Consider the following 26,192-nt stretch of genomic DNA (forward strand, 5'->3'; position numbering starts at 1 on the left):
CCGGAAGCTTTGCCGCACGATCCTAGGAGCGGCCGCGCGCCATCGTCCAATGCCGATTCACCCGCCGAGCATACGGATCTGATATGGCCGGACGGCGCATGTCCTTCCGGCACATCGAGGCCTTTCGGGCCGTGATGGCCACCGGGTCGATGACCGAGGCGAGCCGCCGGCTCCACACCTCGCAGCCGCAGGTGAGCCGCCTGATCGCGCAGCTGGAGGCGATCACGGGCCTGCCCCTGTTCGATCGGAGCGGGAGCCGTGTTGTCCCTTCCCTCGACGGGACGCGCTTCCACGCAGAGGTCGAGCGCGCCTTCGTGGGCCTCACGAGCCTCGAATCAGCGGCCGCACGGATCCGTGCCTTCGGCGCCGAGCGGCTGCGTGTGGCGGCGATGCCGCGTCTGGCGGGAGGGCTCCTCGCGCGGGCAGTCGTGCGCTTCCGCGCCGCGCATCCGGACGTGATCGTGGCGATCCATTCCGGCGACGACGGGACCGTGAACGAGTGGGTCGCCACCGGCTTCTGCGATGCGGCGCTGACAATGCTCTACGGCGAAGCCCCGGAAGCTCGCCTGGAACAGGTCGAGACGCGCGCCTGCGTCGCCGTCCTGCCGCAGGATCATCCGCTCACTGCGCGGACCACGCTCGCACCCGAGGATTTTCGCGGCGTTCCCTTCATCGCCTCCTCGCTCGGGAGCGCCCTGCGCAGCCGGACCGAGGCCATCTTCGAAGCGGCCGACGTCGACCTGACCATCACCGCCGAGGCGGGCCTCGGCGCGTCGATCTGCACCCTGGTCTCGGGCGGGCTCGGGGTCAGCGTGATGAACCCGCTGGCCGCCTATGAGGAGGCGAAGGTCTCGCCGATCGCGATCCGACCCTTCGCCCCCGCCCTTCCGGTGCATTTCGCGCTGCTGTTTCCGCCCGACCACGCCCGGGGCCGGCTGATGCGGGCCTTCGGCGCCTGCGCGCGGGCAATCCTCTTGGAGGAACTCGCCCAGCTCCCGGACGCCGCGAACGGGCGTCCGGCCAGTCGACCTCAGGCGGCGCGCTTCTCGGCCCCCGCGTAGAAGGTGCTGCCACGCTCGGCCATCGCAGACAGGTTGTCCGGCACACGGAACCGGGGCCCGTGCTTGGCCTCGAGCTTTCGCGCAAGGTCGACGAACGCCGCCGCGCCCATGAAGTCGATGTAGGACAAGGCGCCACCGGTGAACGGCGCGAAGCCGAAGCCGAGGATCGAGCCGACATCGGCCTCGCGCGGGTCGGTGACTACGCCCTCGCCTACCGTGCGGGCCGCCTCCAGCGCCTGCACCACCAAGAGCCGCTGCTTCAGCTCGGTGAAGTCGACGGAATCGGGATCGAGGCGGTTCGGCTGCAGATCCTTGAGGCCGGGCCAGAGGCGCTTCGGCGCGCCCTCCGGATAATCGTAGAAGCCCTTGCGGTTCTTGCGGCCGAGGCGACCCTGGTTCTCGACCATCTCGGCGAGGATCGCCTTCTGCGCCGGGTCCACGGCGCCCTGCCCCACCTGGGCCTCGGTGGCCTTGGCGATCTTGAGCACGAGGTCGAGGGCAACCTCGTCGTTGAGCGACAGGGGCCCGACCGGCATGCCTGCTTGCCGCCCGGCGCTCTCGATCATCGCGGGCGGCACGCCCTCGGCCAGCATCTTGTGCCCTTCGAGGATGTAGGCGCCGACGCAGCGGTTGGCGAAGAAGCCGCGGGCATCGTTCACCACAATCGGCGTCTTCTTTATCAGGCGCACGTAGTCGAGGGCGGTGGCGAGCGCCGCGTCCCCGGTCGCCTCGCCCTTGATGATCTCGACGAGCATCATCTTCTCCACGGGTGAGAAGAAGTGGATGCCCACGAACTGCGCCGGGCGCTGCGAGCCCTTCGCCAGCCCGGTGATCGGCAGGGTCGAGGTGTTGGAGGCGAAGATCGCGTCGGGGCGGATTACCGCCTCGACCTTCTGGATCACCTCGGCCTTCACCTTCGGATCCTCGAAGACGGCCTCGATCACGAGGTCGCATTCGGCAAGCGCGCTGTAATCCGCCGTGGCGGTGATCCGGCCGAGCAAGGCATCGCGGTCGGCGGTCTTGGCCCGGCCCTTGTTGATCTGGCCGGTGATGAGCGTGTGGGCGTAGGCCTTGCCCTTCTCGGCGGCCTCGACCGACTGGTCGATCAGCACCACCTCGAGACCCGCCTGCGCGGTGACGTAGGCCACGCCCGCGCCCATGAAGCCGGCACCGATCACGCCGACCTTGCGCAGATTGGTGGCCGGCACGTCCTTCGGCCGGCGGGCGCCCTTGTTCAGCTCGCCCATGGAGATGAACAGCGTGCGGATCATCGCCGCCGCCTCGGTCGATCGGAGGATGTGGGCGAAGTACCGGCTCTCGACCCGCAGGGCGAGGTCCATCGGCAGTTGCAGACCCTCGTAGACGGAGGCCAGGATCGCCTTGGCGGCCGGGTAATTGTCGTGGGTCTCGCGCCGGTAGATCGCGTTGGCCGGCGGCCAGATCATCATGCCGGCCGGCGAATAGACCTTGCCAGACGGGGCCTTGAACTTCGGCACGTCCCAAGGGGCCACCGCGGAGCCGCCCTCGCGGATCCAGGCCTTGGCGCGCTCGACGATCTCGGCCTGCGGGGCCACGGCGTGGATCAGCCCCATGCCCTTGGCCATGGGCGCGCGGATCTGCTCGCCCTTGAACAGCATCTGGAGGGCGTCGCCGGTCTGCATCAGCCGGGCGACCCGCTGCGTGCCGCCGCCGCCCGGAAACAGGCCGACCTTGATCTCCGGCAGGCCGACCCGGGTCTTCCCGTCGTCTGAGGCGACCCGGTAATGGCACGACAGCGCGAGCTCGAAGGCGCCGCCCAGGCACAGGCCCTGGATCGCCGCCGCGAAGGGCTTGCCGCAGGTCTCCAGCCGCCGGAACAGCAGCGACAGGCGCCGGGAGGCCTCGAAGAAGTGGCGCATCGCCACCTCCTCGCCCTGCTCGGCCTTCAGCTGCTCGTAGGCCCGGCCGAGCCCCTGGAGCATGGTGAGGTCGGCGCCGCCGGAGAAATTGTCCTTGCCGGTGGCGATGACGCAACCCTTGATCGCCGGGTCGGACGCGACCTGCCCAATGACCTGCTCGAGCTGGTCCATCACGCGTTCGGTGATCACGTTCATCGAGCGGCCGGGCATGTCCCAGATCGCCAGAGCGATGCCGTCGGGATCGGTCTCGAAACGGAAATCGGTCAGCGTCACGGTGCCGTCCTCCCTGGGTTTCGCCGACGATCCGCCGGCGCGCTTGCGTTAAGGTTGTGTTGAGCGCGGCCGCCCATTGTCCGCTCGCCGGGGGCAATCACCGAAAGCCGCACATGACGAAGGATTCCGGCTGCCGCGCCTGTCGCGCCGGCACCAAGCTCGACTTCGACTTCACGATGGCCTTCCAGCCGATCCTCGACCTCGCGGACGACACCGTCTGGGCCTATGAGGCGCTGGTGCGCGGCCCGAGCGGCGAGCCGGCCTACACGATCCTCGATCGGGTGACCGACGAGACCCGCTACCAGTTCGATCAGGTCGCCCGCGTGAAGGCGATTGAACTCGCAGGCGCGCTGTTTCCGCGCGACAGCGCCACGCGGCTCTCGATCAACTTCATGCCAAACGCGGTCTACGAGCCGAATGCCTGCATCCGCGCCTCGCTGGAGGCGGCGCGGCGCATCGACTTCGAGCACCGACGGATCATGTTCGAGTTCACCGAGCAGGAACGCTTCCGGGACCTCGATCACGTCAAGGGCATCGTCGCCGCCTATCGGAAGCAGGGCTTCCTGACCGCCCTCGACGATTTCGGCGCGGGCTTCGCGGGCCTGAGCCTGCTTGCCAATTTCCGCCCCGACCTCATTAAGATCGACATGGACGTGCTGCGCGGCCTCGACAGCGATGCCGGACGATACGCCATCGTCTCCGGTGTCGTTGCCATCGCTCGCGCCCTCGACGTGACGGTGCTCGCCGAGGGGGTTGAGACCGCGGCGGAGCTCGAGGCTCTGCGCAGCATCGGGATCACGCTGGTTCAGGGCTATCACTTCGCCAAGCCCCTTCTGCAGGCGTTGCCCCGGGTCGCGGGCTTCACACCCGTGGCGGCCGCGCGTGCAGCCTGAGGCCGGCCCGACACGCGCGGCCTCCATCGCCTATTTCGGGGCCGGAGCCGGCGCCGCAATCGGCGGCACCGGCGCGGCGCCTGGCTTCGGGGTGTTGTCCGTCGCTGAAGCGACCGCCAGCATGTTGAGCAGCTTGGTGACGGAGTTCTGCGAGATCGCCGTCACCGACGAGTTCGGATCGGCGTTCATCGTCTGGAACTTGAGGTAGGTCGGATCGGAGTAGATCTCGTCGAGATGCTTCAGCTCGGTGAGGCTGAACTTCTCGGCGTAATCCTTCGACAGTCCCTGGACCATGAGGGTCCGCTGCTTCTCGAACTCGTCCAGCAATTCCTTGCGCACGGCCTCGGCACGGGCCTCCGGCATCGGCGCCACGGTCTTCTCCAGGGCAACGTTGAACCCGGTCTGGAGGTTCTTGATCAGGGTCTTGTTGACCAGCGTCGTGGCCGCGGCGACGCGGTCCGCGGCTTCATCGGCACGTGCAGCGACCGGCAGGCTCAGGGTGACGCCCAGACAGAGCGTCGCAATCAGGCGGTTCAAGGGCTTGTCTCCCGTTGTTTTATCGTCCGGCCCAATGATGGGGCCGGACGTCGCCCGCGCCTCTAGCAGCGTTCCCGGACTTTGGGGAGCGGCGGTGCGCCGCTCCCTCACACGCGGTGGTTCACACCCGCTCGATGATGGTCGCGGTGCCCATGCCGGCGCCGATGCACAGCGTGATCAGCGCGCGCTCCTTGCCGGTCCGCTCCAGTTCGTCGAGCGCCGTGCCGAGGATCATCGCGCCGGTGGCGCCCAGCGGGTGGCCGAGGGCGATCGCGCCGCCGTTCACGTTGACCGCCTCCGGGTCGAGGTCGAAGGCCTGGCAGAAGCGCAGGACGACCGCCGCGAAGGCCTCGTTGACCTCGAACAGGTCGATATCCGACAGGCTCAGGCCCGACTTCGCCAGGACCTTGCGGGTGACGTCCACCGGGCCCGTGAGCATCAGGGCCGGGTCCGAGCCAATATTGGCAAAGGCGCGGATCCGGCCGCGCGGGCGCAGCCCCGCCGCCTCGCCGGCCGCCCGGGAGCCGATCAGCACGGCGGCCGCGCCATCCACGATGCCGGAGGAGTTGCCGGCATGGTGGACGTGCTCGACCGTCTCGACGTCCGGATGCGCGTCCGTCGCAACGGCGTCGAAGCCGCCCATCTGGCCCATCTGCACGAAGGAGGCCTTCAGCGCGGCCAGCGACTGCATGTCGGTGCCGGGACGCATATGCTCGTCGCGGTCGAGGAGCGTGATGCCGTTCACGTCGCGGACCGGAACCACGGAGCGGTCGAACAGGCCCTCACCCCAGGACTTCGCCGCGCGCTCCTGCGAGCGCACCGCATAGGCGTCGCAATCGTCCCGGTTGAAGCCGTACTTGGTGGCGATCAGATCCGCCGACACGCCCTGCGGCATGAAGTAGGACTTGATGGCGATCGCCGGGTCCACCGGCCATGCGCCGCCCGATGCGCCGATGCCGATGCGGCTCATCGATTCGACACCGCCGCCCACCGCCATCTCGTGCTGGCCGCTCATGACCTGCGCGGCGGCGAAGTTCACGGCGTCGAGACCGGAGGCACAGAAGCGGTTGATCTGCACGCCCGGGACATGCGCGCCGTAATCGGCCACCAGTGCGGCGGCGCGGGCGATGTCGCCCCCCGCTTCGCCGACCGGATCGACGCAGCCCAGCACCACGTCGTCGACGAGGCTCGTGTCGAGGCCGTTGCGGTCCTTGAGCGCGCGGAGCGCCGTCTCGGCCAGCCGCAGGGCGGTGACTTCGTGGAGGGAGCCGTCCGCCTTGCCGCGCCCGCGCGGCGTGCGAACGTGGTCGTAGATGAAGGCGTCCGTCATCAGCACTCCCCCGGGGCGTCGATCTTCGCCGGTCGGCGACGCGGCCTTACAGGGCCGTCTCGGTTCGCGCCAGTCTGCCACGGCGCGCGCACCCTCCGCCAGCCCCGAAAGCAGGGCGCTGGCGAAAGGCGCGTGACAGCAGCAATGATTTGGCAGTGATCGTCCGGGGGCGGCACCGATCACGCCGGCGCGGGAAGATCCCCGCAGCCTTTCCGGAACGAACCTGCTCCGGCGTGGGCAGGTTCTTCCAGAAGATCAAGATGCTCGACTAGTCCTGGAGCATCCTCTTCAGCAGCTCGACTTCATCACCGAGCACCGAATCTTCGCCGATCTGCTTCTCGATCTTGCGCACGGCATGCAGCACCGTGGTGTGATCGCGTCCACCGAACCGGCGGCCGATCTCCGGCAACGAGCGCAGCGTCAGCACCTTCGAGAGGTACATGGCGATCTGACGCGGCTTGACCACGGCGGCGGTCCGCCGCTCCGACAGGATGTCCGAGCGCGAGACGTTGTAGCGCGAGGCGACCAGCTTCTGGATGTCCTCGATCTTGATGCGTTTCGGCTCGCGGTTCTTCACGAGGTCGCGGATCGCGCTCTCGGCGGTCTCCATCGTCACGGCGGTGCCGGTGAGCGTGGCGTGGGCCAGCAGGCGGTTCACCGCGCCTTCGAGGTCGCGGCCGTTGGCGGTGATCGCACGGGCCACGTAGGCCGCCACCTGCGGCGAGACATCGAAGCCCGGATGGGATGCCCGCACCGCGGCAAGCCGCGCCGACAGGATCGAGACGCGCAGGGCCTCGTCGAGCGCCGTGATCTCGACGACGAGGCCGCCGCCGAGCCGCGAGCGCACCCGCTCGTCGAGCGCTTCGAGCTCCGTCGGCGGCCGGTCGGAGGCGACCACGACCTGGCGGCCGGCATCGATCAGCGCGTTGATCGTGTGGCCGAACTCGGCCTGGATCGATTTGCCCTGGATGAACTGGACGTCGTCGAGGATCAGCAGGTCGATGCCCCGCAGGCGTTCCTTGTAGGCCAGCGCCGATTGGGTCTTCAGGGCGTTGACGAAGCCGTACATGAACCGGTCGGCGGTCAGGTAGATCACCCGGCGCCCGGCTTCGCGAGCGGCGTGGCCGATTCCGTGCAGCAGGTGGGTCTTGCCCAGCCCGACGCCGGCATGGAGGTAGAGCGGGTTGTAGAGCGCGCCCTCCCCCTGGTGATTGGCGACGCGCTCGGCAGCTGCATGCGCCAGGGCGTTTGAGCGCCCGATCACGAAGCTCGCGAAGGTCAGCCGCGCGTCCAACGGCGTGCCGCTGAGATCGCCGCCGGCCTCGGCATTGCGCGCCTCGGACGTGGGCGAGACCGCGGCGACCGGCATCGGCGCGCTGGTCGCGTGGAGGCGGGCGAGCGGGCCGCTCGCCGGGCCGGGCTTCGAAACGCCTGCGGCGACCGGACGGACCGGGGCGCCGGTCCCGCGTACGCCGACCTCGATCCGCGCGATCTCCTCGACCTCGGCCTTGAACGTGTTGAGCACGCGGTCGAGATAGTGCGACTCGATCCAGCTCTTGAGGAAGCGGGTCGGGACCGTCAGTCGGGCCGTTCCGCCGGCAACAGCCTCCAGCTCCAGACGGGCGAACCAGCTCGCGAACACATCTTCGCCAAGCTCAGCCCTCAGCCGGCGCTTCACCCGCGCCCAGGCGGACCCGTAATCCGCGTTGCCGCCGCTGCGGCCCCCGTCGTCTTCGCTCGCCACCGTTCCGTCGACACGCATCACTGGCTCTCCCGACGCTGCCCGCGGAAGTCCGCAGGCCGCGCGTACGCACGAATTACGCCTTCAGCGTCCCGCAAGAACGGGCGGGACAGAGTCCTCTTGACGGAGTCAACCCCACCGCGAGGAACTTTTGCCGATTGGGAGAGCCTATCAACAATTACCTACGGTTCCTTTAACAGTGGGACTTGTGGGGACGGCGCGGATTCCCATTCGCAAGTGTTCCCGGAGGCGCAGAACACGGACGCTAGAGTCTTGGCGAATCAGATTGATTCGTATGAGTCCCGAAATCGTCGTGTTTTGCTTGACCAGGGTCAGTTTCTGTTAAGCTACACGCGGTTTCCGGACTCCGCAATCGCGTTGATTCTTGGATAGGGTTAACAGTTCGCGGCGACGCGGAACCCGGGGGCGATCACCCGAGCCAGGACAACGCGCACGAAAAAGCCCGGCGCGAAGGCCGGGCTCGAAATCGTCTTGGAGGTGCGTGACGTTTTAGGCAGCGAGTGCCTTCACCCGGGCGGCAAGGCGCGAGACCTTCCGCGAGGCGTTGTTCTTATGAACGATGCCGTGCTGGGCGGCGCGCATCATCTCGGGCTCGGCGGCGCGGAGGGCGGCCAGCGCGTCCTGCTGGTTGCCGGTGGCGATGGCCTCCTCGACCTTGCGGACGAAGGTCCGCATGCGCGAGCGGCGCGAGCGGTTGATCGCCGTGCGCTTGGCGATCTTGCGGGTCATCTTCTTGGCCGAAGCGGTGTTGGCCATGTACGTCCTCGTGTTTCTCGTCGGGCGATGCCGACGGGCCGGCTGGGCCGGGAATCGGTCGTCGCGTCAGGTTGTCTGGCGATGGCCGAGACGCAGCGCGCGCGAAAGCGCGGCCCCTCGGCGAAGCGGTTTGTATAGTGAGGGGGGCGCCGCGCGTCAACGCGCTCAGAGGCAATTCCGGATCGCGGGCTTCGGCCACGGCCCAGGACCTGGGAAGCACTCGGCGTGCCCGACCGTAGTCATCCTGAAAGCAGACGGCAGCACAGCCGGTACAACGACGCGCGCTAGCCGGCTCACGCCAGCGAGCTTCGACTATTCGGGCCAGCGCAACGCCGCCGCCGCCGCCAGCGTCCCGACCACCGCGGCGATCAGCGTCAGCGCCGCCAGCACCGCCAGCGGCACGAGGAACGGCACCGTCCCGCCGCTCGCCGCCTGCGCGGCCGAGACGCCGAAGATCAGCGTCGGGATCATCAGCGGCAGGACCAGCACGGCCAGGATCAGGCCGCCCCGGCGAATCGAGGCGGTCAGCGCCGCGCCCACCGCGCCGATGAAGCTCAGAGCCGGCGTGCCGGCCAGCAGCGTCAGGGACGTCGCACCCATCGCGGTGCCGTCGAGGGCCACCAGCAGGCCGAAGAGCGGCGCGGCGAGGGCGAGCGGCAGCCCCGTGGTCAGCCAGTGCGCCGCGACCTTGCCGAGCACCACCAGTTCGAGGGGCACCGGCGCGGCAGTCATCAGATCGAGGGAACCGTCCTCCTCGTCGGCCTGGAACAGGCGGTCGAGGCCGATCAGCGTCGCCAGCACGGCGGCGAGCCACAGGATTGCCGGGCCGATCCGCGACAGCAGATTGAGATCGGGCCCAAGCGCGAAGGGCACCAGCGCTACGATCATCAGGAAGAAGACCAGCGACAGGGCGCCGGAGCCGCCGACCCGGCCCGCGAGGCGCAGGTCGCGGGCGATGAGGGCGAGGACCGCGCGCATCACACCCATTCCTCCAGCACGTCCGCGACCGGTGCCGCGGCGGCCTTCTCGATGCGCAGCTCCGCCGCGCCGGCGAGGCCGAGCGACTGGTGGGTGGCGGCGATCACGAGGCCGCCGCCGACCCGATGGCCCTCCATCAGCTCGGCGAGCACCGCCTGCGAGGCCGTGTCGAGGGCGGCAGTCGGCTCGTCCAGGAGCCAGAGCGGCCGTGCGCAGACGAGGAGCCGCGCCAGGGCCACGCGCCGCCGCTGGCCGGCCGAGAGATAGGCCACCGGCAGGTCGTGTGCGTGGCCGAGGCCGAGCCGCTCCAGCGCGGCGCGCGGGTCCAGCCGCGGCGCGCCCAAGAGCCGCTGCGCGAACAGGAGATTCTCCCCCGCCGTCAGGGAGCCCTTCAGCCCGTCGCGATGGCCGACCACGTGCAGGCATTCGGTCAGGCTCGCTTCGCCGACATCGCCGACCGTGATTCGACCGGAATCGGGACGCAGCCGGCCCGACAGGATGGCGAGGAGGCTCGACTTGCCCGCGCCGTTCCGCCCGGTCACCGCCAGGGCATCGCCGGGTCCGAGGGCGAAGGACAGGTTGGCGAAGATGCGGCGGCCGGAGCGGCGGCAGGCCAGATTGTCCACGCTGAGCCGCACCCGATCCCCCGCCCTCGTTCCGGCGCCGCGCGGCCGCTCCGCGAATCGCCGCCTCCATGCCTGATTGCGCCGCGGAACGGAACCGCACGGCTCAGCTGTGCTTTCGTTCTGCAACGGAGGATTGCCCATGGCCGAGGCGAGAAACCCGAGCGAGACCGAGGTTGCCGCAACGCCCGACGCGGTGGCCGGACGCGCGAAGGTCGAGGCGCGCATGGCGCAGTGCACCCCCGAGGAGCAGACGGCGTTCTGGGAGGCGGTCGGCCGGTGCTTCGGCGGCGGCAAGCCCCCGGAGGTGAAGCCGGCCTCCGGCTGATCAGCCGCCCTTCCGCGTCAGGGCCCGCAGCGCCCCGCGAAACGTCCGCACGTCCTGCTCGGTCAGGCTCATGCGGTGGAGCATGTCGCGCATGTTGCGGGCGATGATCTCCTTCTTTTCCGGCGGGTAGAAGCCGGCCTCGCCGAGGGCGGCTTCCAGGCTCCCGAACAGCGCAACCAGCGCCTCGCGGGTCGCCGGCGGCGAGAGCAGCTCGCCCGTGAAGGGCAGCTGCGCCCGGCCGCTCGCCTGCCGCCACGTGTAGCCGACCAGCAGGACCGCCTGCGCCAAGTTGAGCGAGGGAAAATCCGGGGAAACCGGGAAGGTGATGATCGCGTCAGCGAGCGACACCTCGTCGTTGGTGAGTCCGACCCGCTCACGGCCGAACATCACCGCGGTGCGCTGGCCCTCCCGGGCCACGACTTCGGCCATGGCCTCGTCGGGCGCGAAGACCCGCTTCATCTGCCCGCGCTCCCGCGCTGTGGTCGCCAGCACGTACCGGCAATCCGCAATGGCCTCGGCGACGCTGTCGAAGATCACAGCGCCGTCCAGGACGTGCGTCGCGCCGGAGGCCGCCTCGCGAACGCCCTTCTTGGGCCAGCCGTTCTTCGGGTTGACGAGGCGCAGCTCCGACAGACCGAAATTCGCCATGGCGCGGGCCGTCATGCCGATATTCTCGGCAAGCTGCGGCTCCACCAGGATCACCGCGGGGGCGATCCCGGGCGGCAGTTCGGTGACCTTCCTGGGGGCATCCTCGGGGGTGTCGCCCCGTGCGTCTCGGCTCGTCATGGCGGCCGTCTGGCATGACGAACCCGCGCCCGTCGAGGGGTGAGTGACGATGCCGCCCGGATGACAGCGCGCGCCTTCCGTCGCCGGATGGCCCGCGCTATGTCGCGGGGCGATTCCGGCCCGGGGCGCCCGACACGGCTCCCGGGACAACGACCGCACGGCCCTTGCATGCCGTGCGCGGGGACAACGCGGGAAGGCATCGGTCCATGGCGAAGATCAAGGTAGCGAACCCCGTCGTCGAGCTCGACGGCGACGAGATGACCCGGATCATCTGGGCCGAGATCAAGAACAAGCTCATCCACCCCTATCTCGACGTCGACCTCGAGTACTACGACCTCGGCGTCGAGCACCGCGACGCCACCAACGATAAGGTGACGGTCGACGCCGCCGAGGCGATCAAGCGCCACGGCGTCGGCGTGAAGTGCGCCACCATCACTCCCGACGAGCAGCGGGTGCAGGAATTCGGCCTCAAGGAGATGTGGCGCTCGCCCAACGGCACGATCCGCAACATCCTTGGCGGCGTGATCTTCCGCGAGCCGATCATCTGCAAGAACGTACCCCGCCTCGTGCCCGGCTGGACCCAGCCCTTTGTGATCGGGCGCCATGCCTACGGCGACCAGTACCGCGCCACCGACTTCAAGGTGCCCGGCAAGGGCCGCCTGACCATCAAGTTCGAGGGCGATGACGGCACGGTCATCGAGAAGGAAGTGTTCAAGTTCCCCGAGGCCGGCGTCGCCATGTCGATGTACAACCTCGACCAGTCGATCATCGACTTTGCCCGGGCGTCGCTGAATTACGGCCTGGCGCGCAAGTACCCGGTCTACCTGTCGACCAAGAACACCATCCTCAAGGCCTATGACGGCCGGTTCAAGGACCTGTTCCAGAAGGTCTACGAGGAGGAGTTCGAGGCGAAGTTCAAGCCGCTCGGGATCACCTACGAGCACCGCCTGATCGACGACATGGTCGCCTCGTGCCTGAAGTGGTCGGGCGGCTACGTCTGGGCCTGCAAGAACTACGACGGCGACGTGCAGTCGGACACGGCCGCGCAGGGCTTCGGCTCGCTCGGCCTGATGACCTCCGTGCTGATGACGCCGGACGGACAGACTGTCGAAGCCGAGGCCGCCCACGGCACCGTCACCCGCCACTACCGCGAGCACCAGAAGGGCCGCGAGACCTCGACCAACTCGATCGCGTCGATCTTCGCCTGGACCCGTGGCCTGTCGCACCGCGCCAAGCTCGACGGCAACGACGATCTCGCGAAGTTCTCCGCGACTCTTGAGAAGGTCTGCGTCGACACGGTCGAGGCCGGCTTCATGACCAAGGACCTCGCGCTCCTCGTCGGGCCGGACCAGAAGTGGCTCTCGACCACCGGCTTCCTCGACAAGGTCGATCAGAACCTGAAGACGGCGATGGGCGCCTGAGGCTCCTGCACCGGCGCGAAACGCGGCGGGTGTCCTTCGGGGCGCCCGCCGTTTTTGTATCCGCGTTCCGCCGGCGGCCGCCTCACGCGCCGCTTGCGCGCTCCTGCGGACACGTCGCCGCCAGGGCCTCGTCGACATCGAGAAGCAGGAGATCGATGGCGGCCCGCGTCAGCAGATCGCCGACCGTGTCGATGAGCTCGCGGAGCCGCAGGCACCGCGCGGCGAGCGCGTCCAGCGCGCTGTCCTCGCGGTCGAAGATCATGGTCAGGCCACCTGGTAAGCGGGTTCGGAGATCAGGACCGAGCGTGGCGTAGCGATCCGCGTTGGCGGGGGTGCCGATTTGGATCACGAAGAAACCTCACGTTGACAAGGCGTGGATTGTCTTCGTTCCGCGAGGGCCCGGATACTGCGAGAAACCGCAGGGTTCCGGCCGGTAAGCCTCCATGACGACAGGCACTTGCCGCGATGCGAGCCGTTGCGATCGCCGCGCGCGGACGGGCTGTTCTGCCCCCCTGCCGTCTCTAACTAAGTTGTCGGTCCGGCCCGGAGCGCCTGCGCCACGGCGCTCCAGTCGAACGGCGTCGCGCTGGTGCAGAGCCGGCGGGTCATGGCGGGCATAGCCCTGCGTCACAGACCGGCGGCCCCATCCCTCCGGCATGGTGTTCGCCAGCACGAAGCCGGCGTGCCGCCGCGCCGGAAGGGCGGGTTCCGCGACGATCCCGGCCATGATGTACAAGACCCCCGTAGCGGGCGAAGGCGCCGGCAAGCGGGTGCGCGATCTCGACGGGCGAGGCGGCACGCTCCAGATCGCGCATCACGCTGAAGGTCCGGTCCAGGTGCTTCGAATGCGGCATGCCCGATCACGAAACTGATGCACGCATTGCGACAAATGATGTGTCGAGCGCAACCTGAGGATGGAATCGCGGACGCTGAAAGGCTAGGGTCGCGCCGGAAAGCTCCGCCGTTCGACATGGTCCAGGGGGTGGAGTGCGAGTTTCAGCGGCATGACAGACGACGTGACTCCGCCCACGACACGCTGGCTGCTGGAACGGATCGCAGCCACTCTGAATGTCGGTCCGACCTATTTCCTGCAGACGGATCGGCTCGCGGAAGCGGATCAGACTGACCGCGAATGCGCGGAGGTCACCGCGCTGTTCCGGGCGCTCAAGTCGCCGGCGCGCCGCAACGCCGTGCTGAACCTCCTGCGGGAGATGACCCGCGAATCCTGACGGCTTGCGCACGACCCCCGCAGGGTTCAGCGCCCGGCCTCAGGCCGCCACGAGCAGCGCAGCCCCGGCAACGCCCGAGAGGACCAGGCGCAGACGACCGAGCCAGAGCGGCGCGAGGCCGCGACGGGGCAGATCCTGATCGATCAGCCCCCAGGCGAGCACCAGACCGCCGAGGATGCGCAGATCCCACGGTGCGGGCGCCGCCATCGCGGTCCAGGCCACCAGGGATGGGACAATGGCCACGAGATAATCGCCATTGCCGCCGTTGCGCGCCGCAGCGGCACCCCAGCGGATCCCGCCCAGGAACGAGGCGATCACGGCTCCATAGGCCGACAGGATGGTGCGCGGCGACAGGCCGATGCTGCTCAGGCCGCCATCGGTACCCGAGACGGCCAGGGCCGCGAAGCCGAGGAAGGGAATGAGCCCGGCAACGCCGAGTACCACGGCGCTGAGCGGGACAGAGTTCCGGTGCGCCATCCATCCTCCGGGCGTCGGCAAGCGTTGGCGACCCACGCGATCCGACCCCCGGTCCGACGCCGCCATGCCGCAGCGTTCCCGCATCGCCGCACGGTGGTCAAGGTCGAAGCCGCGGTGGGCCCAAGTCCCGGCCTGGTCTCAGCCCCGACGCGGCGGCGCGGCGGCCGGCACGGCGCTGGGCAGCGGCGCGCCGAGCAGGGACATCGGGGCAGTGACGGGGGCCTTCGGCGCGGGCGGCTCGTTGACCGCCGCGTCAATCTTTCGCGGCTTGAAGTTCGCCGCGAGGCTCTTGGCGCTGGCGAGATCGGCGGGGCTCAGCTTGTTGGCCACGTCGTCGCGCTTCTTCCCGGCATCGTCATCGCCCTGGCTCGCGGCGGCCGAGAACCATGCGTAGGACTGAACGAGATCCTGCGTCAGGCCGAGGCCGCGCGCGTAGAGGACGCCGAGATTGTACTGGCTGTCACGGACGCCGAACTCGGCGCCCTGGCGGAACCACGAAGCCGCGGACGCGAAGTCCGGCTTGCCGTTCGCGCCGGGGTTCTCGGCATAGAGCACCGCAAGATTGTGCATGGAGCGGGCATGACCCTGCTCGGCGGCCCGGCCGTACCACAGCTTCGCCTTGTCGAGGTCGCGAACGAGGCCCGAACCCTTCTCGTAATGGCCCGCGAGCTTGTACTGGGCCGGAGCGTAGCCGGCAGAGGCGAGCTTCTCGTAGAGCTTGGCCGCGACCGAGAGGTCGCGCGGCATGCCGCGGCCGTCGGCCTCCCGGGTGGCGAGATCCCAGATCGCGGTGCCGTCGCCGTCCAGCGCGGCGAGCTTCACCTTGGCCAGAGCCGGAGGCAGGTTGCCGAGATCGGCCTGCAGGCTGTTCATCCCGGAGACCTGCGGCACTGCCGGCTTGGCGTCGGAACGGACCTCCGCGGGCGTGGGATTGGGCAGGGCCTGCGTCGTGGTCGGATCGGTCACGGTCGGCTTCGCCTCCGTGACATCCTTGGCCGCCTCCTTCGGGGCTGCCTTCTGGACATCGGCCGCATCGTCGCGGGATGGCGCACTCTGGCTCGTCGGGGTCGCCGGCCGCGGCTCGTCCGCGCTGTGCATAGTGATCGCCTGGAGCGCGCCCAATGCCAGCACGATGGCGGCGAGTCCGAGCAGCAGCGGCCGGCGGCGGCGATCGATCTCAGCGCGCAGCCGACCGAGGCGCCCGCTCGTCGCCCCTGGAACCGCCGCGACCCGATCCCCCCGCGCCTCCCGGCGCTCCGCCGGTGCTTCGGCGGCGAGTTCAGCCTGCGCCGCCTGGGCAGCGCGGCGTGCGGCGGCGATGAAGCTGGTCTTGATGTCGTTCTCGGACTTGGGCTCGGCCGCGCTCCGTGCGGCGGCGACGTCGCCGGGCCGCTCCTGCACCGGCCGGCGGCCGGCCGGCTCCCGGGCCGTGCGCGGCTCGCGCGTCGGGCGGCCGCTGCCGGGCTCCAGCAGGTCGTCGAGGCGCGCAGCTTCGACGCCGTCGCGCCGCGGCTTGGCGCGCGGTCCGGCGGAGACGATGGGCACCTCCTGGCTCGTCGACGACATCAGGCGCTCGTCGAGGGACGGAGCCCGCGCCGAAGCGGCCTCGGCTGGACCGAGCCGGACGAGGAGGCGCTCGAGGGCCGACTGAACCCCGTCGAGGGTCGCGCCGAGCCGCTGATCGGACGCGACCTGACGGGCCTGCATGTCCGCCAAGCTGGCGCGCAGCAGACCGATCTCGCCGGATTCGGCCGTGCCGAGGCCGGAATTCTGAAGGGTCTGGGCCACCGCGTTGCGCGCGGCGCGCTCCACGACGGCCTCGCTCGGCGCCGAGTCCCGGAGCGCCGTCACCTGCCGCAGCAGGTCGCCCATGGTGCGCTCCAGACCGGCCAGGGCCGGATCGGCGCTGTGCGGGGCGTCGAGGCGGCCCGCCAGCGAGACGACCTGCCGCTCCAGGGCGTCGAGGCCTTCGTGCTCGGACCGGGTGCCGACTTGGTCGACCTTCTCGGCGAGGCTGCGCAGCATGGCGTGAATGGAGGCCATGTCGCCCGAACGGGCGATGTTCGCGTCGCCCGCACGCTCGGACCAGTCGTCGCGCGCGCAGAGCACGTCGACCTTCTCGGCGAGCGACTGGATCTGCTCCGCCAGCGCGGCGGGCGCAGCGATCTTCACGTCGCTGCGGATCTCCTCGAGGATCGGCCTCAGGTCCGGACCGGCACCCATTCGCTGAAGCTGCGCAATCTGCGCGCTCACCGCCTGGAGGCTCTGCGCGAGGCCCTGGATCCGCTCCGGGCCGGCGAGCGCGCCGATCTGGCGGCGGATCTCCTCGAGCTCGGCGAACAGACCGGCGAGGGTGTGATCGTCCGCATCGGCGGCGCGCGTCGCCGCCGCCGAGTCGAGGCGCTCGGCCAGGCGGCGGACATCCTCGGCGACGCGGCTGTGGACGTTCTCCGCCACCTCCTCGGCCAAGCGCTCGACCTGGGCCCGGACCTGCTCGATCGGGACCGCGATGGCGGTGAGATCGGTGCCAGCCTGCGCCCGCTCGATGCCGCTCGCCAGGGAGACGACGGCCTGCTCAAGGGCGCCGATGTCCCGGCTCGTCGCCAGCTGATTGATCGCCTCGCGCAGCCGCGTGGTCTCCTGCTGAAGCTCGATCAGGGCGGTCGATGGCGCGACGCCCTCCTCGATGCGCGCCTCGAGGCGGCGGGCGAGATCCAGGCGCATGCTGGCGACGACGCCGCCGTCGGCCGACACCGCGCCGGCTCCCGGCTCGCCGGCTTCCGCCAACTCGCGCTGGCGCTGACGGATATCCTGGACCGCGCTGCGGATATCGGCGGCGGCGGGGCGCGCGCGGCGGCCGGGCTGGCGTGTCGCGGCGACCTGATCGCCGAGCTGGGACATGCGGCGCTCGATATCGCCGAGCCGCTCGGTCACCTGCTGGACGGGGGCGGCCTTCAGGGCCCGCTCGATCCGCGCCTCGATCTCCGCGAGCCGCCGCGCCTCGGCCTCCTGCGCGGCGCGCCGCTCGTGGTCGAGGGCGCGGTCGAGACCGTCCAGGCGGTCCATCAGCGCGGCGATGCCCTGGCCGTAACCGTCGGCGCGCGGTGCGGGGGCATGCGCCGGATGGTCGGATCCCGAGGTCACCGGCGCAGAGCGCTCGGCCGTGGATTCGAGCCGGGCACCGCCGTGGGCGAGCTGCTCGGCGCGGTGGCGACGGCGATGCCGGCGATTCCCCGGGGCGGCCGATTGCTGCTGCGGCATCACCGACGCGATCCAGGTCTCGAGCGGAACGCCCGCCCGCGCCGCCACGTCACGGGCCGCATCGAGCACCTCGGGATCGAAACTGTCGAGCTGCGGCATCGCGTTGCGGGTCATCGGTGGCCTGTCGTCGGCAGCGTTCGGCGTCCGCGTCCTCGGCGCAGAGCGGCACCGGAATTCGGTATCCGCGAACGCACGCGTCGGATCGTTCGAGCGTGACCATTAACTTTCTTGGTAAACACGAAGTTAAGGTTCGGTTGCCGCGGTAATGGCTGCGGCCGAGGCGCGGCGTGAAACACCCGGGCGTGTCGCGTGCTCGCAGGGCGGAGCCGTTGCTCCGGAGGCAGCGTCGCGTTTACATGCAGCCAACGCAGCGGGCCGATCCGAGAGGCCCGCGCAACACGGGGGAAGCCAGAGATGCCGCAGTATCGCGCTCCGGTTGAGGACACGCTGTTCTTGCTCACCGATGTCCTCGGATTCCATGCCCGAGACAATCTGGCCGGGTTCGCCGACGCCTCGCCCGACGTGGTCGAGGCGGTTCTGCGCGAGGGCGCGAAGCTCGCCGAGGAGGTTCTCGCTCCGCTCAACCGGACGGGCGATATCGAGGGCTGCCGGCGGGAGGCCGACGGTTCGGTGCGTACGCCCACCGGCTTCAAGGCTGCCTACGACACCTATGCCGGCGGCGGCTGGATGGGCCTGTCGGTGCCTGAGGCCTATGGCGGCCAGGGCCTGCCCCATACGCTGAACACGGCGATCCAGGAATTCGCCTCGGGCGCGAACCTCGCCTTCGGCATGTATCCCGGCCTGACGCAGGGCGCGATGGCGGCGCTGCTGGTCCACGGCACGGAGGAGCAGAAGGCGCTCTACCTGCCCAAGATGGTCGAGGGCGCCTGGACCGGCACCATGAACCTCACCGAGCCGCATTGCGGCACGGATCTCGGGCTGCTCAAGACCAGGGCCGTGCCGAACGGCGACGGCTCCTACGGCATCACCGGCACCAAGATCTTCATCTCGGCCGGCGAGCACGACCTCGCCGCCAACATCGTTCATCTCGTCCTGGCGCGGATCGAGGGCGCGCCCGCGGGCACCAAGGGCATCTCGCTCTTCGTGGTGCCGAAGGTTCTGGTGAATGCCGACGGCTCCCTCGGCGCGCGCAACGGCGTGTCCTGCGGCTCCCTCGAGCACAAGATGGGCATCCACGGCAACGCGACCTGCGTGATGAACTACGACGGGGCGACGGGCTGGCTCGTGGGCCAGGAGAATCGCGGCCTCAACGCCATGTTCGTGATGATGAACGAGGCACGGCTCGCCGTAGGCGTCCAGGGGCTCGGCCAGTCCGAGGTCGCCTACCAGAACGCCGCCGCCTACGCGAAGGACCGCCTGCAGGGCCGGGCTCTGACCGGCGCTAAGGCGCCCGACAAGGCCGCCGACCCGATCATCGTCCATCCGGACGTACGGCGCACGCTGTTGCAGATTCGCGCCTTCAACGAGGCAGCCCGCGCCCTGATGCTCTGGACCGCGCTCCAGGCCGACATCCTGCACCGCTCGGAGGACGCGAAGGAGCGCCAGACGGCGGACGACCATCTCGGCCTCCTCACGCCGGTGGTGAAGGGCGTGCTCACCGACAAGGGCTTCGCCAACGCGGTCGAGGCGCAGCAACTGCTCGGCGGCCACGGCTACATCGAGGAATGGGGCATGTCGCAGTTCGTGCGCGATGCCCGCATCGCCATGATCTACGAGGGCGCCAACGGCATCCAGGCCATGGACCTGATCGGCCGCAAGCTGCCGAAGGACGGCGGTCGGGCGATGATGACCTTCCTGGGCGAGGTCCAGACCTTCCTGAAGGACAACGGCGAGGATCCGGCCATGGCGGCGTTCACCAAGCCGCTCCAGACCGGGCTGAACGATCTCCAGGGGGCCGTGATGTGGCTGATGCAGAACGCCTTCAGCAAGCCCGACAACGCCGGGGCCGGCGCCACCGATTTCATGCACCTCTTCGGCCTCGTGGCCCTGGGCTACATGTGGGCGCGGATCGCGAAGGCGGCGCTGGCGAAGCACGCCGAGGCGCCCTCCCCCCGCTGGGAGTCGAAGCTGACGAGTGGCAGGTTCTTCATGGAGCGGATGCTGCCGGAGACCGCCCTCCGCCTGACCCGCATCAAGGCCGGGGCCGAGAGCACCATGGCGCTGGAGGCTGAGGCCTTCTGAGCGGGCTGCCGTTCAACGTCCTCACCGCGCCATCGTCTTTGCGAATGAAGCGAAGCTATCCAAGAACGCGACGCTGATCCAGGGCGCGATACCCTGGGTCGCTTCGCTGCGCTCGCAATGACGGCGGAATTGCACGGCGGAGCGAAAATCCGTCAGCCGGCGAGCGCGGCGTCGAGATCCTCGATCAGGTCCGCCGGATCCTCCAGGCCGATCGAGAGACGCACCACTTCCGGTCCCGCGCCCGCGGCTGTCTTCTGCGCGTCGGTGAGCTGGCGGTGCGTGGTCGAGGCCGGGTGGATGATCAGCGAGCGGGTGTCGCCGATATTGGCGAGGTGCGAGAACAGCTGGAGGTTCGAGACGAGCTTCACGCCCGCCTCGTAGCCGCCCTTCAGACCGAAGGTGAACACGGCACCGGCGCCGTTCGGCGTGTAGCGCTTGGCCAGCGCGTGGTACCGGTCGGTCTCGAGGCCCGGATAACTGACCCACGATACGGATTCGTGCCGGGACAGGTGGGTGGCCACCGTCAGCGCGTTGTCGGAATGGCGCTGCATGCGCAGCGGCAGCGTCTCGATACCGTTGAGGATCAGGAAGGCGTTGAACGGCGACAGCGCCGGCCCGAGGTCGCGCAGACCCAGCACCCGGCAGGCGATGGCGAAGCCGAAATTACCGAAGGTCTCGGCCAGCACCATGCCGGAATATTCCGGCCGCGGCTGGCTCATCATCGGGTAGCGTGCGTCGCCGGCCCACTGGAACGAGCCGCCGTCGACGATCAGGCCACCGATCGAGTTGCCGTGACCGCCGAGGAACTTGGTGGCCGAGTGCACCACGATGTCGGCGCCGTGCTCGAAGGGCCGGATCAGGTACGGCGTCGCCATGGTGTTGTCGACGACGAGCGGGATGTTGTGCTTCTTGGCAATCTGCGAGAGGGCCGCCAGGTCGGTGATGACGCCGCCGGGATTGGCGATCGATTCGCAGAAGATCGCCTTGGTGCGCGGCGTGATCGCCGCCTCGAAGGAGGCGGGATCGTCGTTGTCGGCCCAGGCCACCGACCAGCCGAAATTCTTGTATGAGTGATTGAACTGGTTGATCGAGCCGCCGTAGAGCTTGTTCGAGGCCACGAACTCGTCGCCCGGCTGCATCAGGGCGTGCATGGTCAGGAACTCGGCCGCGTGGCCGGAGGCGACCGCAAGGGCGGCGGTTCCGCCTTCGAGCGCGGCGATGCGCTCCTCCAGCACGGCGTTCGTCGGGTTGGTGATCCGCGTGTAGATGTTGCCGAAGGCCTGGAGCCCGAACAGCGACGCGGCGTGGTCGACGTCGTCGAACACGAAGCTGGTGGTCTGGTAGATCGGCGTGGCCCGCGCGCCCGTGGCTGCGTCGGGGGCGGCGCCCGCGTGGATCGCCAGCGTGTTGAAGCCGGGCAGGCGGTCGGACATCGTCGGGTCTCCTCAGAGCACCCGAGCCTGTACGCCCGCCCGGGAGTTCGGCGCAAGACGTCCTGCGGCACGACGGCGGGGCTACGCCTCCGGCTGATGGCAGAGATCGATATGCGGCTGGCCCGCATCGACCAGTGCGCGGTCCACCGCCTCAATGGCGAGCAGAGTCCGGGTCAGGTCCTCGGCCATGGAGATCGGCGCCACGTCGAGGCCACCCAACCGCCGCGCGATGGCGTTCCTCTGCCGTGCCAGGGCGGCACGGGCCCGGTTCAGGTCCTCGATCTCGTCAACGGTCATCCGCGCTCCCTCTCCATTGGCTCCCGGTGCCTCAATCAACCGCCCGGCGTCCAGTCGATGTTCGGCCGCTGGGCCAGCATGCGCTCGAAATAGTTGGCCACGGCCTGCGCCCCGTCCGTGTGCATCATCGCGACGGGATGCGCGAGATAGGCGCGGGCGAGATCGGCAGGAATTCGGCCGGCCTGGAATGCGCTCAGCACCTCGTCGATGAAGGCGTCATTCGCCTCGTTGAAGTCGCTCGACAGCTTCTTACGGTCGTTGAGGGCCTTGATCGGCATGCGGCATCCTTGGAAAGGCGCAAAGCGCGCCCGCGCTCATACGACTCCGTAACCCTTCACGCACGGCCCGTGGAGCGGATTTCCACGCTCGGACGTTAACGGGACATGTCGATCGAAACATTGCGCTCCCATACGGTCGAGATCGTTCCGTGCCTGAACGATCCCCGATGTTTCCGCTGGATCATCCGCAATCGCGGCGGGGCGGTGGTGGAGCACTCTCCCTACGCGTTCGTAACGCAGAACGGCGCGCGCATTTCCGGTGAATGCTGGATGCGCGAGCTTTTCAGCGACGGAAAGGCTCCCTAAGCTCGGCCTGGCTGGGACGCCGTCGAGTCCGCCTTGCGGAAGCGGTGGCAGCCGGAGGCGCTGCGCTGCGCCCGACCCCGACGCCCTGCGCAAGGCTCCGTCACGCTCTGACCGGCTCGCCGTACCGAACTGGTTTCTGCGGCTGCGCGGGCCTCAAATCGGGAACATCCAATACAACCTTGCCGATGGTTTGAACGCATAAGGCAACGGTTAAGCATCCCTCCGTCGGGCGATATTCTTTGTCAGAACTTTAATCATGAGTACCCAATATCCGGCCGACTCGAATTCGGATCAGGGTGCGGATGATGCTGAGCGGCGACGGGACATTTCGGGACGACGATGCCGCGTCGCAGATGGGCTTGGTGACCTCCGTCGAGGGATCGAAGGTTCATCTGGAACTCATCGTGCGGGACGGGCGTCCCAAAGTGCGGGTCACCGTCGGCAATCTGGTCCGCATCCGGGCAGGCGACGCCGTGCTTGTCGGCATCGTCACGACATTATCATCGGGCACCGAGCCCGGGCGACAGCCGGGCGCCTATGCGAGCCTCGATCTGCTGGGCGAGATCGTCGCGGCGCAGGGCGGACACCGCTTCAGCCGCGGCGTAACCTGCTACCCGGCGATCGGCGACACCGTCGGATTGCTGTCGGCCGCGGATCTCCGGATCGTCCACCACGTGTCGGCGGCCAACACGGCCGCCGTGGGCGCTCTCTACCAGGACCCGGACACCCCAGCCTGCATCAAGATCGATGACCTGCTCTCGAAGCACTTCGCGGTGCTGGGCACCACCGGCGTCGGTAAGTCGAGCGGCGTGACCGTCATTCTGGATGAGGTGATGCGCGCCAAACCGGCGGTGCGCATCTTCTTGCTAGACGTCCACAACGAATACGCCGCCAGCTTCGGTGACCGCGCGAGCGTGATCAACCCGCGCAGCCTGAAGCTTCCATTCTGGCTGTTCAACCTCGAAGAGATCGCCGACGTCGTTTACGGCGGGCGGCCGGCCGTGGACGAGGAGATCGAGATCCTGGCCGAGGTGATCCCCCTCGCGAAGAGCAAGTACGCGCAGTACAAGGAAGCGAGCGATCGGCAGATCGTGAAGCGGACGTTCGGCAAAGGTGCCGGCTACACGATCGACACGCCGGTCCCCTACATGTTGCAGGACCTGCTCGCGCTCATCGACGAGCGGATGGGGCGGCTCGAGAACCGCGTTTCGCGGATGCACTATCATCGGCTGATCACCCGGATCGAGGCGATCCGGAACGATCCCCGGCACGGCTTCATGTTCGACAACGCCAATGTGGGCGGCGACATGATGGGCGAGATCCTGGCGCACCTTTTCCGGCTCGATCCGGACGGGCGGCCGATGACGATCATGCAGCTCGCCGGCCTGCCGATGGAGGTCGTGGATGCCGTCGTCTGTGTCCTGTGCCGGCTCGCCTTCGAGTTCGGCGTCTGGAGCGAGGGCGCGGTCCCCTTGCTGTTCGTCTGCGAGGAAGCTCACCGCTTTGCCTCGGCGGATCGTTCGGTCGGCTTCACGCCGACGCGTCGCGCCCTGTCGCGGATCGCCCGCGAGGGCCGGAAACACGGCGTCCATCTCGGCTTGGTCACGCAGCGTCCGGCCGAACTCGACGCGACGATCATGTCGCAATGCAGCACCCTGTTCGCCATGCGGATGACCAATGCCCGCGACCAGGCCTTCCTGGCGGCGGCCGTGTCAGATGCAGCCAATCTGCTCACCTTCGTGCCGTCGCTGGGCACGGGCGAAGTCATCGCCTTCGGCGAGGGCGTCCCGATTCCGGCGCGGATGACCTTCCGTCCGCTTCCGTCGGCGCGTCACCCGCGCAACGATGTGAGCGGTCGCGCAGGCGAGGACGGCGCGGCGATCGCCGGCGCGGCCTTCGTGGGCGCTGTCGTCGAGCGCTGGCGGGGCGCCACCATGAACAAGGCCATGGGACACGACGCCGAACCGGCCGCCGCGCGTCTCGGCCGCGAGACGGGCCCGGAGGGTCTGCACGGCGCCGCACTGGACCAGGTGCATCGCCGTCTGCTGCGCCGCCCCCTCGAGGCCGGCGACACCGCCACGCAGACCGGCGCCCAAGCTGCCAAGCCGCTCTGGCAGCAGGGCGGGGCATGAGCGAACCCATTTTCCCGGAGCCCGAGACACTGCTCGAAGCGGCCATACAGGCCCTTCCCGTGGGCGTCGTGGTCCATGATCGGCATGGCCACTGCATCCTGGCCAATGCCGCCGCGCGTCGCCTCGGCGACAAGGCCATCCATGCGCGTCCCGCCGCAGCTGTCGGCGAACGGGACGTCACGAATGTCGAGCTCATCGACGATCGGATGGTCGAGACGCAGACGCAGCCGGTGCTGGAGGGCCGGACCGGCTTGACGCTGACCACCCTGACCGACGTCACGCACCATCATCGGATTCAGCGGGAGCTGCTCACCAAGGCCTTCATCGACGCCCTGACCGGGCTTCCCAACCGGACGATGTTCGAGCAGAGCATCGCGGATGTCCTGGCGGGATCCACACCGGGGGACCAATTCGCCCTGGCCTTCATCGATCTCGACAACTTCAAACACATCAACGACTACTACAGCCACGCCGCGGGTGACGCGCTTTTGCGCAAGGTGTCCGACCGGATCGGCGGGGCGCTGCGTCAGACCGACCTTCTGGCGCGCATCGGCGGCGACGAGTTCGTGCTCCTGCTTGCCCCCATTGCCGACGCGGATGAGGCGCTCGCGGCGGTGCGCTCCATCTCGGAGCGCCTGAAGCAGCCGTTCTTCATCGACGGGCACGAGATCTTCGCCTCCGCCTCCATCGGCCTCAGCCTGTTTCCGGAGCATGGCGACACCTACGAGACCCTCGCCCGACAGGCCGACAACGCGATGTACCGGGTGAAGGGCGAGTTGAAGGGTGGCGTCAGCCTGTTCGACGACGCGATGAGCCAAGCCGCAACGGCTCGCATGGCCGTGGAGCAACGCCTTCGACTGGCGATCCGCGACCGCTGCTTCTGCTGCGCCTTCCAGCCGAAGGTCGACATGCGCAGCCATTCGGTCACTGGCGTCGAGGTTCTTCTGCGCTGGCGGGATGAGCTGGGCATGATCCAGGCGCCCGGCGAATTCATCGCCCTCGCCATCGAACTGGGGCTGATCAACGAGATCACCCTCCAGCTCCTGACCGAGACTGTGCGGGCGATGCCCGATATCGATGAGGTGTTCGGCCCGGGCGTCACCGTGAGCCTCAACATCGCCGCCAAGCAGGCCTGCGATGTGCCGTTCATGACCGGGTTCTGCGCGGCGCTTGGCGAGACCGGCCTTGCGGAGCGCTTCGTGCTGGAACTGACCGAGGAGGCCTTCTTCACCACAGGCCACTTCCAGCGCGAGGTTCTGCCGAAAATCCGGGCGATCGGCGCGCGGGTCTCGATCGACGATTTCGGCGTCGGCTACTCGTCACTGGCGGCACTGGCGGACATCACCGCGGACGAGCTGAAGATCGACCGCTCGTTCATCACCGACATCGACAAGCGGCCGCGCAGCCAGATCGTCCTGAAGGCGATCGAGTCCCTCGGTGCGGCACTCGGCATGACGGTGGTGGCCGAAGGTGTCGAGACCTTCGAGGAGGTCGCCTACCTGCTCGGCGCGACGCAGATCCGCTGCGCGCAGGGCTACTACTTCGCCCGCCCCCTCTTGCTCGACCAGATCCGCCAAGCCGAGCCGCGCCAGCCCGGGTCGCGCGTCCCAGCCACGCGGAGCCGTGCCTCGGAGTTGCGGATATCCAGCCAGCTTCGGCGCGCCTGAAGACCGTCCGGTGCGCCGGGCGGACTGGCCCGCCCGCCATCAGTGGAGCCTTGTGCGACGAGCAGCGGTCGCCGCACGCTCGCTGCGTCGGCGGTCATGGCGCAGATCATCGTTTCGTCGGCTGAGCGGCGCACCTCGACCCCGTGCCGCACGCCGTGAGCGAGGCGTGTCGCGATGCCGAGGTTGAAGCCGTGGCGGCCGTCGCCCCCCTCGCCGCTGCGATGTCGGCCCGGTACCCCGCCGCCGTCACCGCAGCGATCGTGC

23 protein-coding genes are annotated in these 26,192 nt (G+C 69.0%); 9 read left to right on the forward strand and 14 right to left on the reverse strand.

Annotated elements, in window-relative coordinates; translation table 11 throughout:
- The first annotated feature begins 98 nt into the window (after positions 1-98).
- The gene (locus tag CIW48_RS19595; protein WP_246695333.1) at positions 99-1,061 is read left to right on the forward strand and encodes a LysR substrate-binding domain-containing protein; all 963 of its coding nucleotides are present in this window, start codon (positions 99-101) and stop codon (positions 1,059-1,061) included.
- Here CIW48_RS19595 and CIW48_RS19600 read toward each other — a convergent pair.
- On the reverse strand, positions 1,031-3,232 hold the full coding sequence (locus CIW48_RS19600; RefSeq protein WP_149312265.1) for a 3-hydroxyacyl-CoA dehydrogenase NAD-binding domain-containing protein: 2,202 nt from the start codon (positions 3,230-3,232) through the stop codon (positions 1,031-1,033). The genes CIW48_RS19595 and CIW48_RS19600 overlap by 31 nt on opposite strands.
- A 113-nt stretch (positions 3,233-3,345) precedes the next feature.
- Between CIW48_RS19600 and CIW48_RS19605 the strand changes: the two genes are divergently transcribed.
- Positions 3,346-4,125: an EAL domain-containing protein gene (locus tag CIW48_RS19605; RefSeq protein ID WP_149312266.1), complete on the forward strand. Its 780-nt coding sequence runs from the start codon at positions 3,346-3,348 to the stop codon at positions 4,123-4,125.
- A 30-nt stretch (positions 4,126-4,155) separates the two neighbouring features.
- Here the strand turns inward: CIW48_RS19605 and CIW48_RS19610 are convergent, their stop codons facing one another.
- The 6 genes from CIW48_RS19610 to ccmA form a co-directional block, all read right to left on the reverse strand.
- Positions 4,156-4,662 (reverse strand): hypothetical protein, encoded by a 507-nt coding sequence (locus CIW48_RS19610; RefSeq protein ID WP_091781776.1) that lies wholly within the window; start codon positions 4,660-4,662, stop codon positions 4,156-4,158.
- A gap of 121 nt (positions 4,663-4,783) precedes the next feature.
- Positions 4,784-5,992: an acetyl-CoA C-acetyltransferase gene (locus CIW48_RS19615; RefSeq protein WP_149312267.1), complete on the reverse strand. Its 1,209-nt coding sequence runs from the start codon at positions 5,990-5,992 to the stop codon at positions 4,784-4,786.
- Between the two features lie 268 nt (positions 5,993-6,260).
- Positions 6,261-7,754: a chromosomal replication initiator protein DnaA gene (gene dnaA, locus CIW48_RS19620; protein WP_149312268.1), complete on the reverse strand. Its 1,494-nt coding sequence runs from the start codon at positions 7,752-7,754 to the stop codon at positions 6,261-6,263.
- A gap of 489 nt (positions 7,755-8,243) precedes the next feature.
- Positions 8,244-8,510, reverse strand: coding sequence for a 30S ribosomal protein S20 (gene rpsT, locus CIW48_RS19625; RefSeq protein WP_007561677.1), 267 nt, complete (start codon positions 8,508-8,510; stop codon positions 8,244-8,246).
- Between the two features lie 312 nt (positions 8,511-8,822).
- Entirely contained in the window at positions 8,823-9,488 is a 666-nt protein-coding gene (ccmB, locus tag CIW48_RS19630) for a heme exporter protein CcmB (protein ID WP_173009318.1), read from the reverse strand.
- A complete protein-coding gene (gene ccmA, locus CIW48_RS19635; protein WP_149312270.1) occupies positions 9,488-10,126 on the reverse strand; it encodes a heme ABC exporter ATP-binding protein CcmA in 639 nt (212 codons plus the stop codon). The genes ccmB and ccmA overlap by 1 nt, the downstream gene beginning before the upstream one ends.
- 127 nt (positions 10,127-10,253) lie before the next feature.
- On the opposite strand from ccmA, the gene CIW48_RS19640 reads away from it, so the two are divergent.
- Positions 10,254-10,439: a hypothetical protein gene (locus CIW48_RS19640; RefSeq protein WP_149312271.1), complete on the forward strand. Its 186-nt coding sequence runs from the start codon at positions 10,254-10,256 to the stop codon at positions 10,437-10,439.
- Here the strand turns inward: CIW48_RS19640 and CIW48_RS19645 are convergent, their stop codons facing one another.
- Complete coding sequence (locus CIW48_RS19645) at positions 10,440-11,225, reverse strand: RNA methyltransferase (protein WP_149312272.1); 786 nt, start codon at positions 11,223-11,225, stop codon at positions 10,440-10,442.
- Between the two features lie 206 nt (positions 11,226-11,431).
- Here CIW48_RS19645 and CIW48_RS19650 point away from each other — a divergent pair, with 206 nt between their 5' ends.
- Entirely contained in the window at positions 11,432-12,646 is a 1,215-nt protein-coding gene (locus CIW48_RS19650; protein WP_149312273.1) for an NADP-dependent isocitrate dehydrogenase, read from the forward strand.
- A gap of 82 nt (positions 12,647-12,728) precedes the next feature.
- Here CIW48_RS19650 and CIW48_RS19655 read toward each other — a convergent pair whose 3' ends face one another.
- Positions 12,729-12,908 carry a hypothetical protein gene (locus tag CIW48_RS19655; protein WP_149312274.1) on the reverse strand — a complete coding sequence of 60 codons (180 nt, stop codon included), beginning with the start codon at positions 12,906-12,908 and terminating at the stop codon, positions 12,729-12,731.
- A gap of 742 nt (positions 12,909-13,650) precedes the next feature.
- Here CIW48_RS19655 and CIW48_RS19665 point away from each other — a divergent pair.
- Entirely contained in the window at positions 13,651-13,875 is a 225-nt protein-coding gene (locus CIW48_RS19665; RefSeq protein WP_149312275.1) for a hypothetical protein, read from the forward strand.
- A 39-nt stretch (positions 13,876-13,914) separates the two neighbouring features.
- On the opposite strand, the gene CIW48_RS19670 is transcribed toward CIW48_RS19665, so the two are convergent.
- Together CIW48_RS19670 and CIW48_RS19675 are read right to left on the reverse strand one after the other, a co-directional pair.
- Positions 13,915-14,352 carry a DUF3429 domain-containing protein gene (locus CIW48_RS19670; protein ID WP_149312276.1) on the reverse strand — a complete coding sequence of 146 codons (438 nt, stop codon included), beginning with the start codon at positions 14,350-14,352 and terminating at the stop codon, positions 13,915-13,917.
- Positions 14,353-14,490: 138 nt separating this feature from the next.
- On the reverse strand, positions 14,491-17,727 hold the full coding sequence (locus tag CIW48_RS19675) for a tetratricopeptide repeat protein (RefSeq protein ID WP_149312277.1): 3,237 nt from the start codon (positions 17,725-17,727) through the stop codon (positions 14,491-14,493).
- A 300-nt stretch (positions 17,728-18,027) separates the two neighbouring features.
- Here CIW48_RS19675 and CIW48_RS19680 point away from each other — a divergent pair, with 300 nt between their 5' ends.
- Complete coding sequence (locus CIW48_RS19680) at positions 18,028-19,815, forward strand: acyl-CoA dehydrogenase C-terminal domain-containing protein (protein WP_149312278.1); 1,788 nt, start codon at positions 18,028-18,030, stop codon at positions 19,813-19,815.
- 152 nt (positions 19,816-19,967) lie between these two features.
- Here CIW48_RS19680 and CIW48_RS19685 read toward each other — a convergent pair whose 3' ends face one another.
- From CIW48_RS19685 to CIW48_RS19695, 3 genes are all read right to left on the reverse strand, one after another.
- The gene (locus tag CIW48_RS19685; protein ID WP_149312279.1) at positions 19,968-21,248 is read right to left on the reverse strand and encodes an O-acetylhomoserine aminocarboxypropyltransferase; all 1,281 of its coding nucleotides are present in this window, start codon (positions 21,246-21,248) and stop codon (positions 19,968-19,970) included.
- Between the two features lie 81 nt (positions 21,249-21,329).
- On the reverse strand, positions 21,330-21,545 hold the full coding sequence (locus CIW48_RS19690) for a hypothetical protein (protein ID WP_091781807.1): 216 nt from the start codon (positions 21,543-21,545) through the stop codon (positions 21,330-21,332).
- Between the two features lie 35 nt (positions 21,546-21,580).
- Positions 21,581-21,823, reverse strand: coding sequence for a hypothetical protein (locus CIW48_RS19695; protein WP_091781810.1), 243 nt, complete (start codon positions 21,821-21,823; stop codon positions 21,581-21,583).
- A 105-nt stretch (positions 21,824-21,928) separates the two neighbouring features.
- Between CIW48_RS19695 and CIW48_RS19700 the strand changes: the two genes are divergently transcribed.
- From CIW48_RS19700 to CIW48_RS19710, 3 genes are all read left to right on the forward strand, one after another.
- Positions 21,929-22,129 carry a hypothetical protein gene (locus CIW48_RS19700; protein WP_091781813.1) on the forward strand — a complete coding sequence of 67 codons (201 nt, stop codon included), beginning with the start codon at positions 21,929-21,931 and terminating at the stop codon, positions 22,127-22,129.
- Positions 22,130-22,434: 305 nt separating this feature from the next.
- Positions 22,435-24,261, forward strand: coding sequence for an ATP-binding protein (locus tag CIW48_RS19705; RefSeq protein ID WP_149312321.1), 1,827 nt, complete (start codon positions 22,435-22,437; stop codon positions 24,259-24,261).
- A complete protein-coding gene (locus CIW48_RS19710) occupies positions 24,258-25,928 on the forward strand; it encodes an EAL domain-containing protein (RefSeq protein WP_149312280.1) in 1,671 nt (556 codons plus the stop codon). The genes CIW48_RS19705 and CIW48_RS19710 overlap by 4 nt, the downstream gene beginning before the upstream one ends.
- The last annotated feature ends 264 nt before the right edge of the window (positions 25,929-26,192 follow it).

Source organism: Methylobacterium sp. P1-11, from assembly GCF_008329595.1.
In the GTDB taxonomy this organism is placed as follows: domain Bacteria; phylum Pseudomonadota; class Alphaproteobacteria; order Rhizobiales; family Beijerinckiaceae; genus Methylobacterium.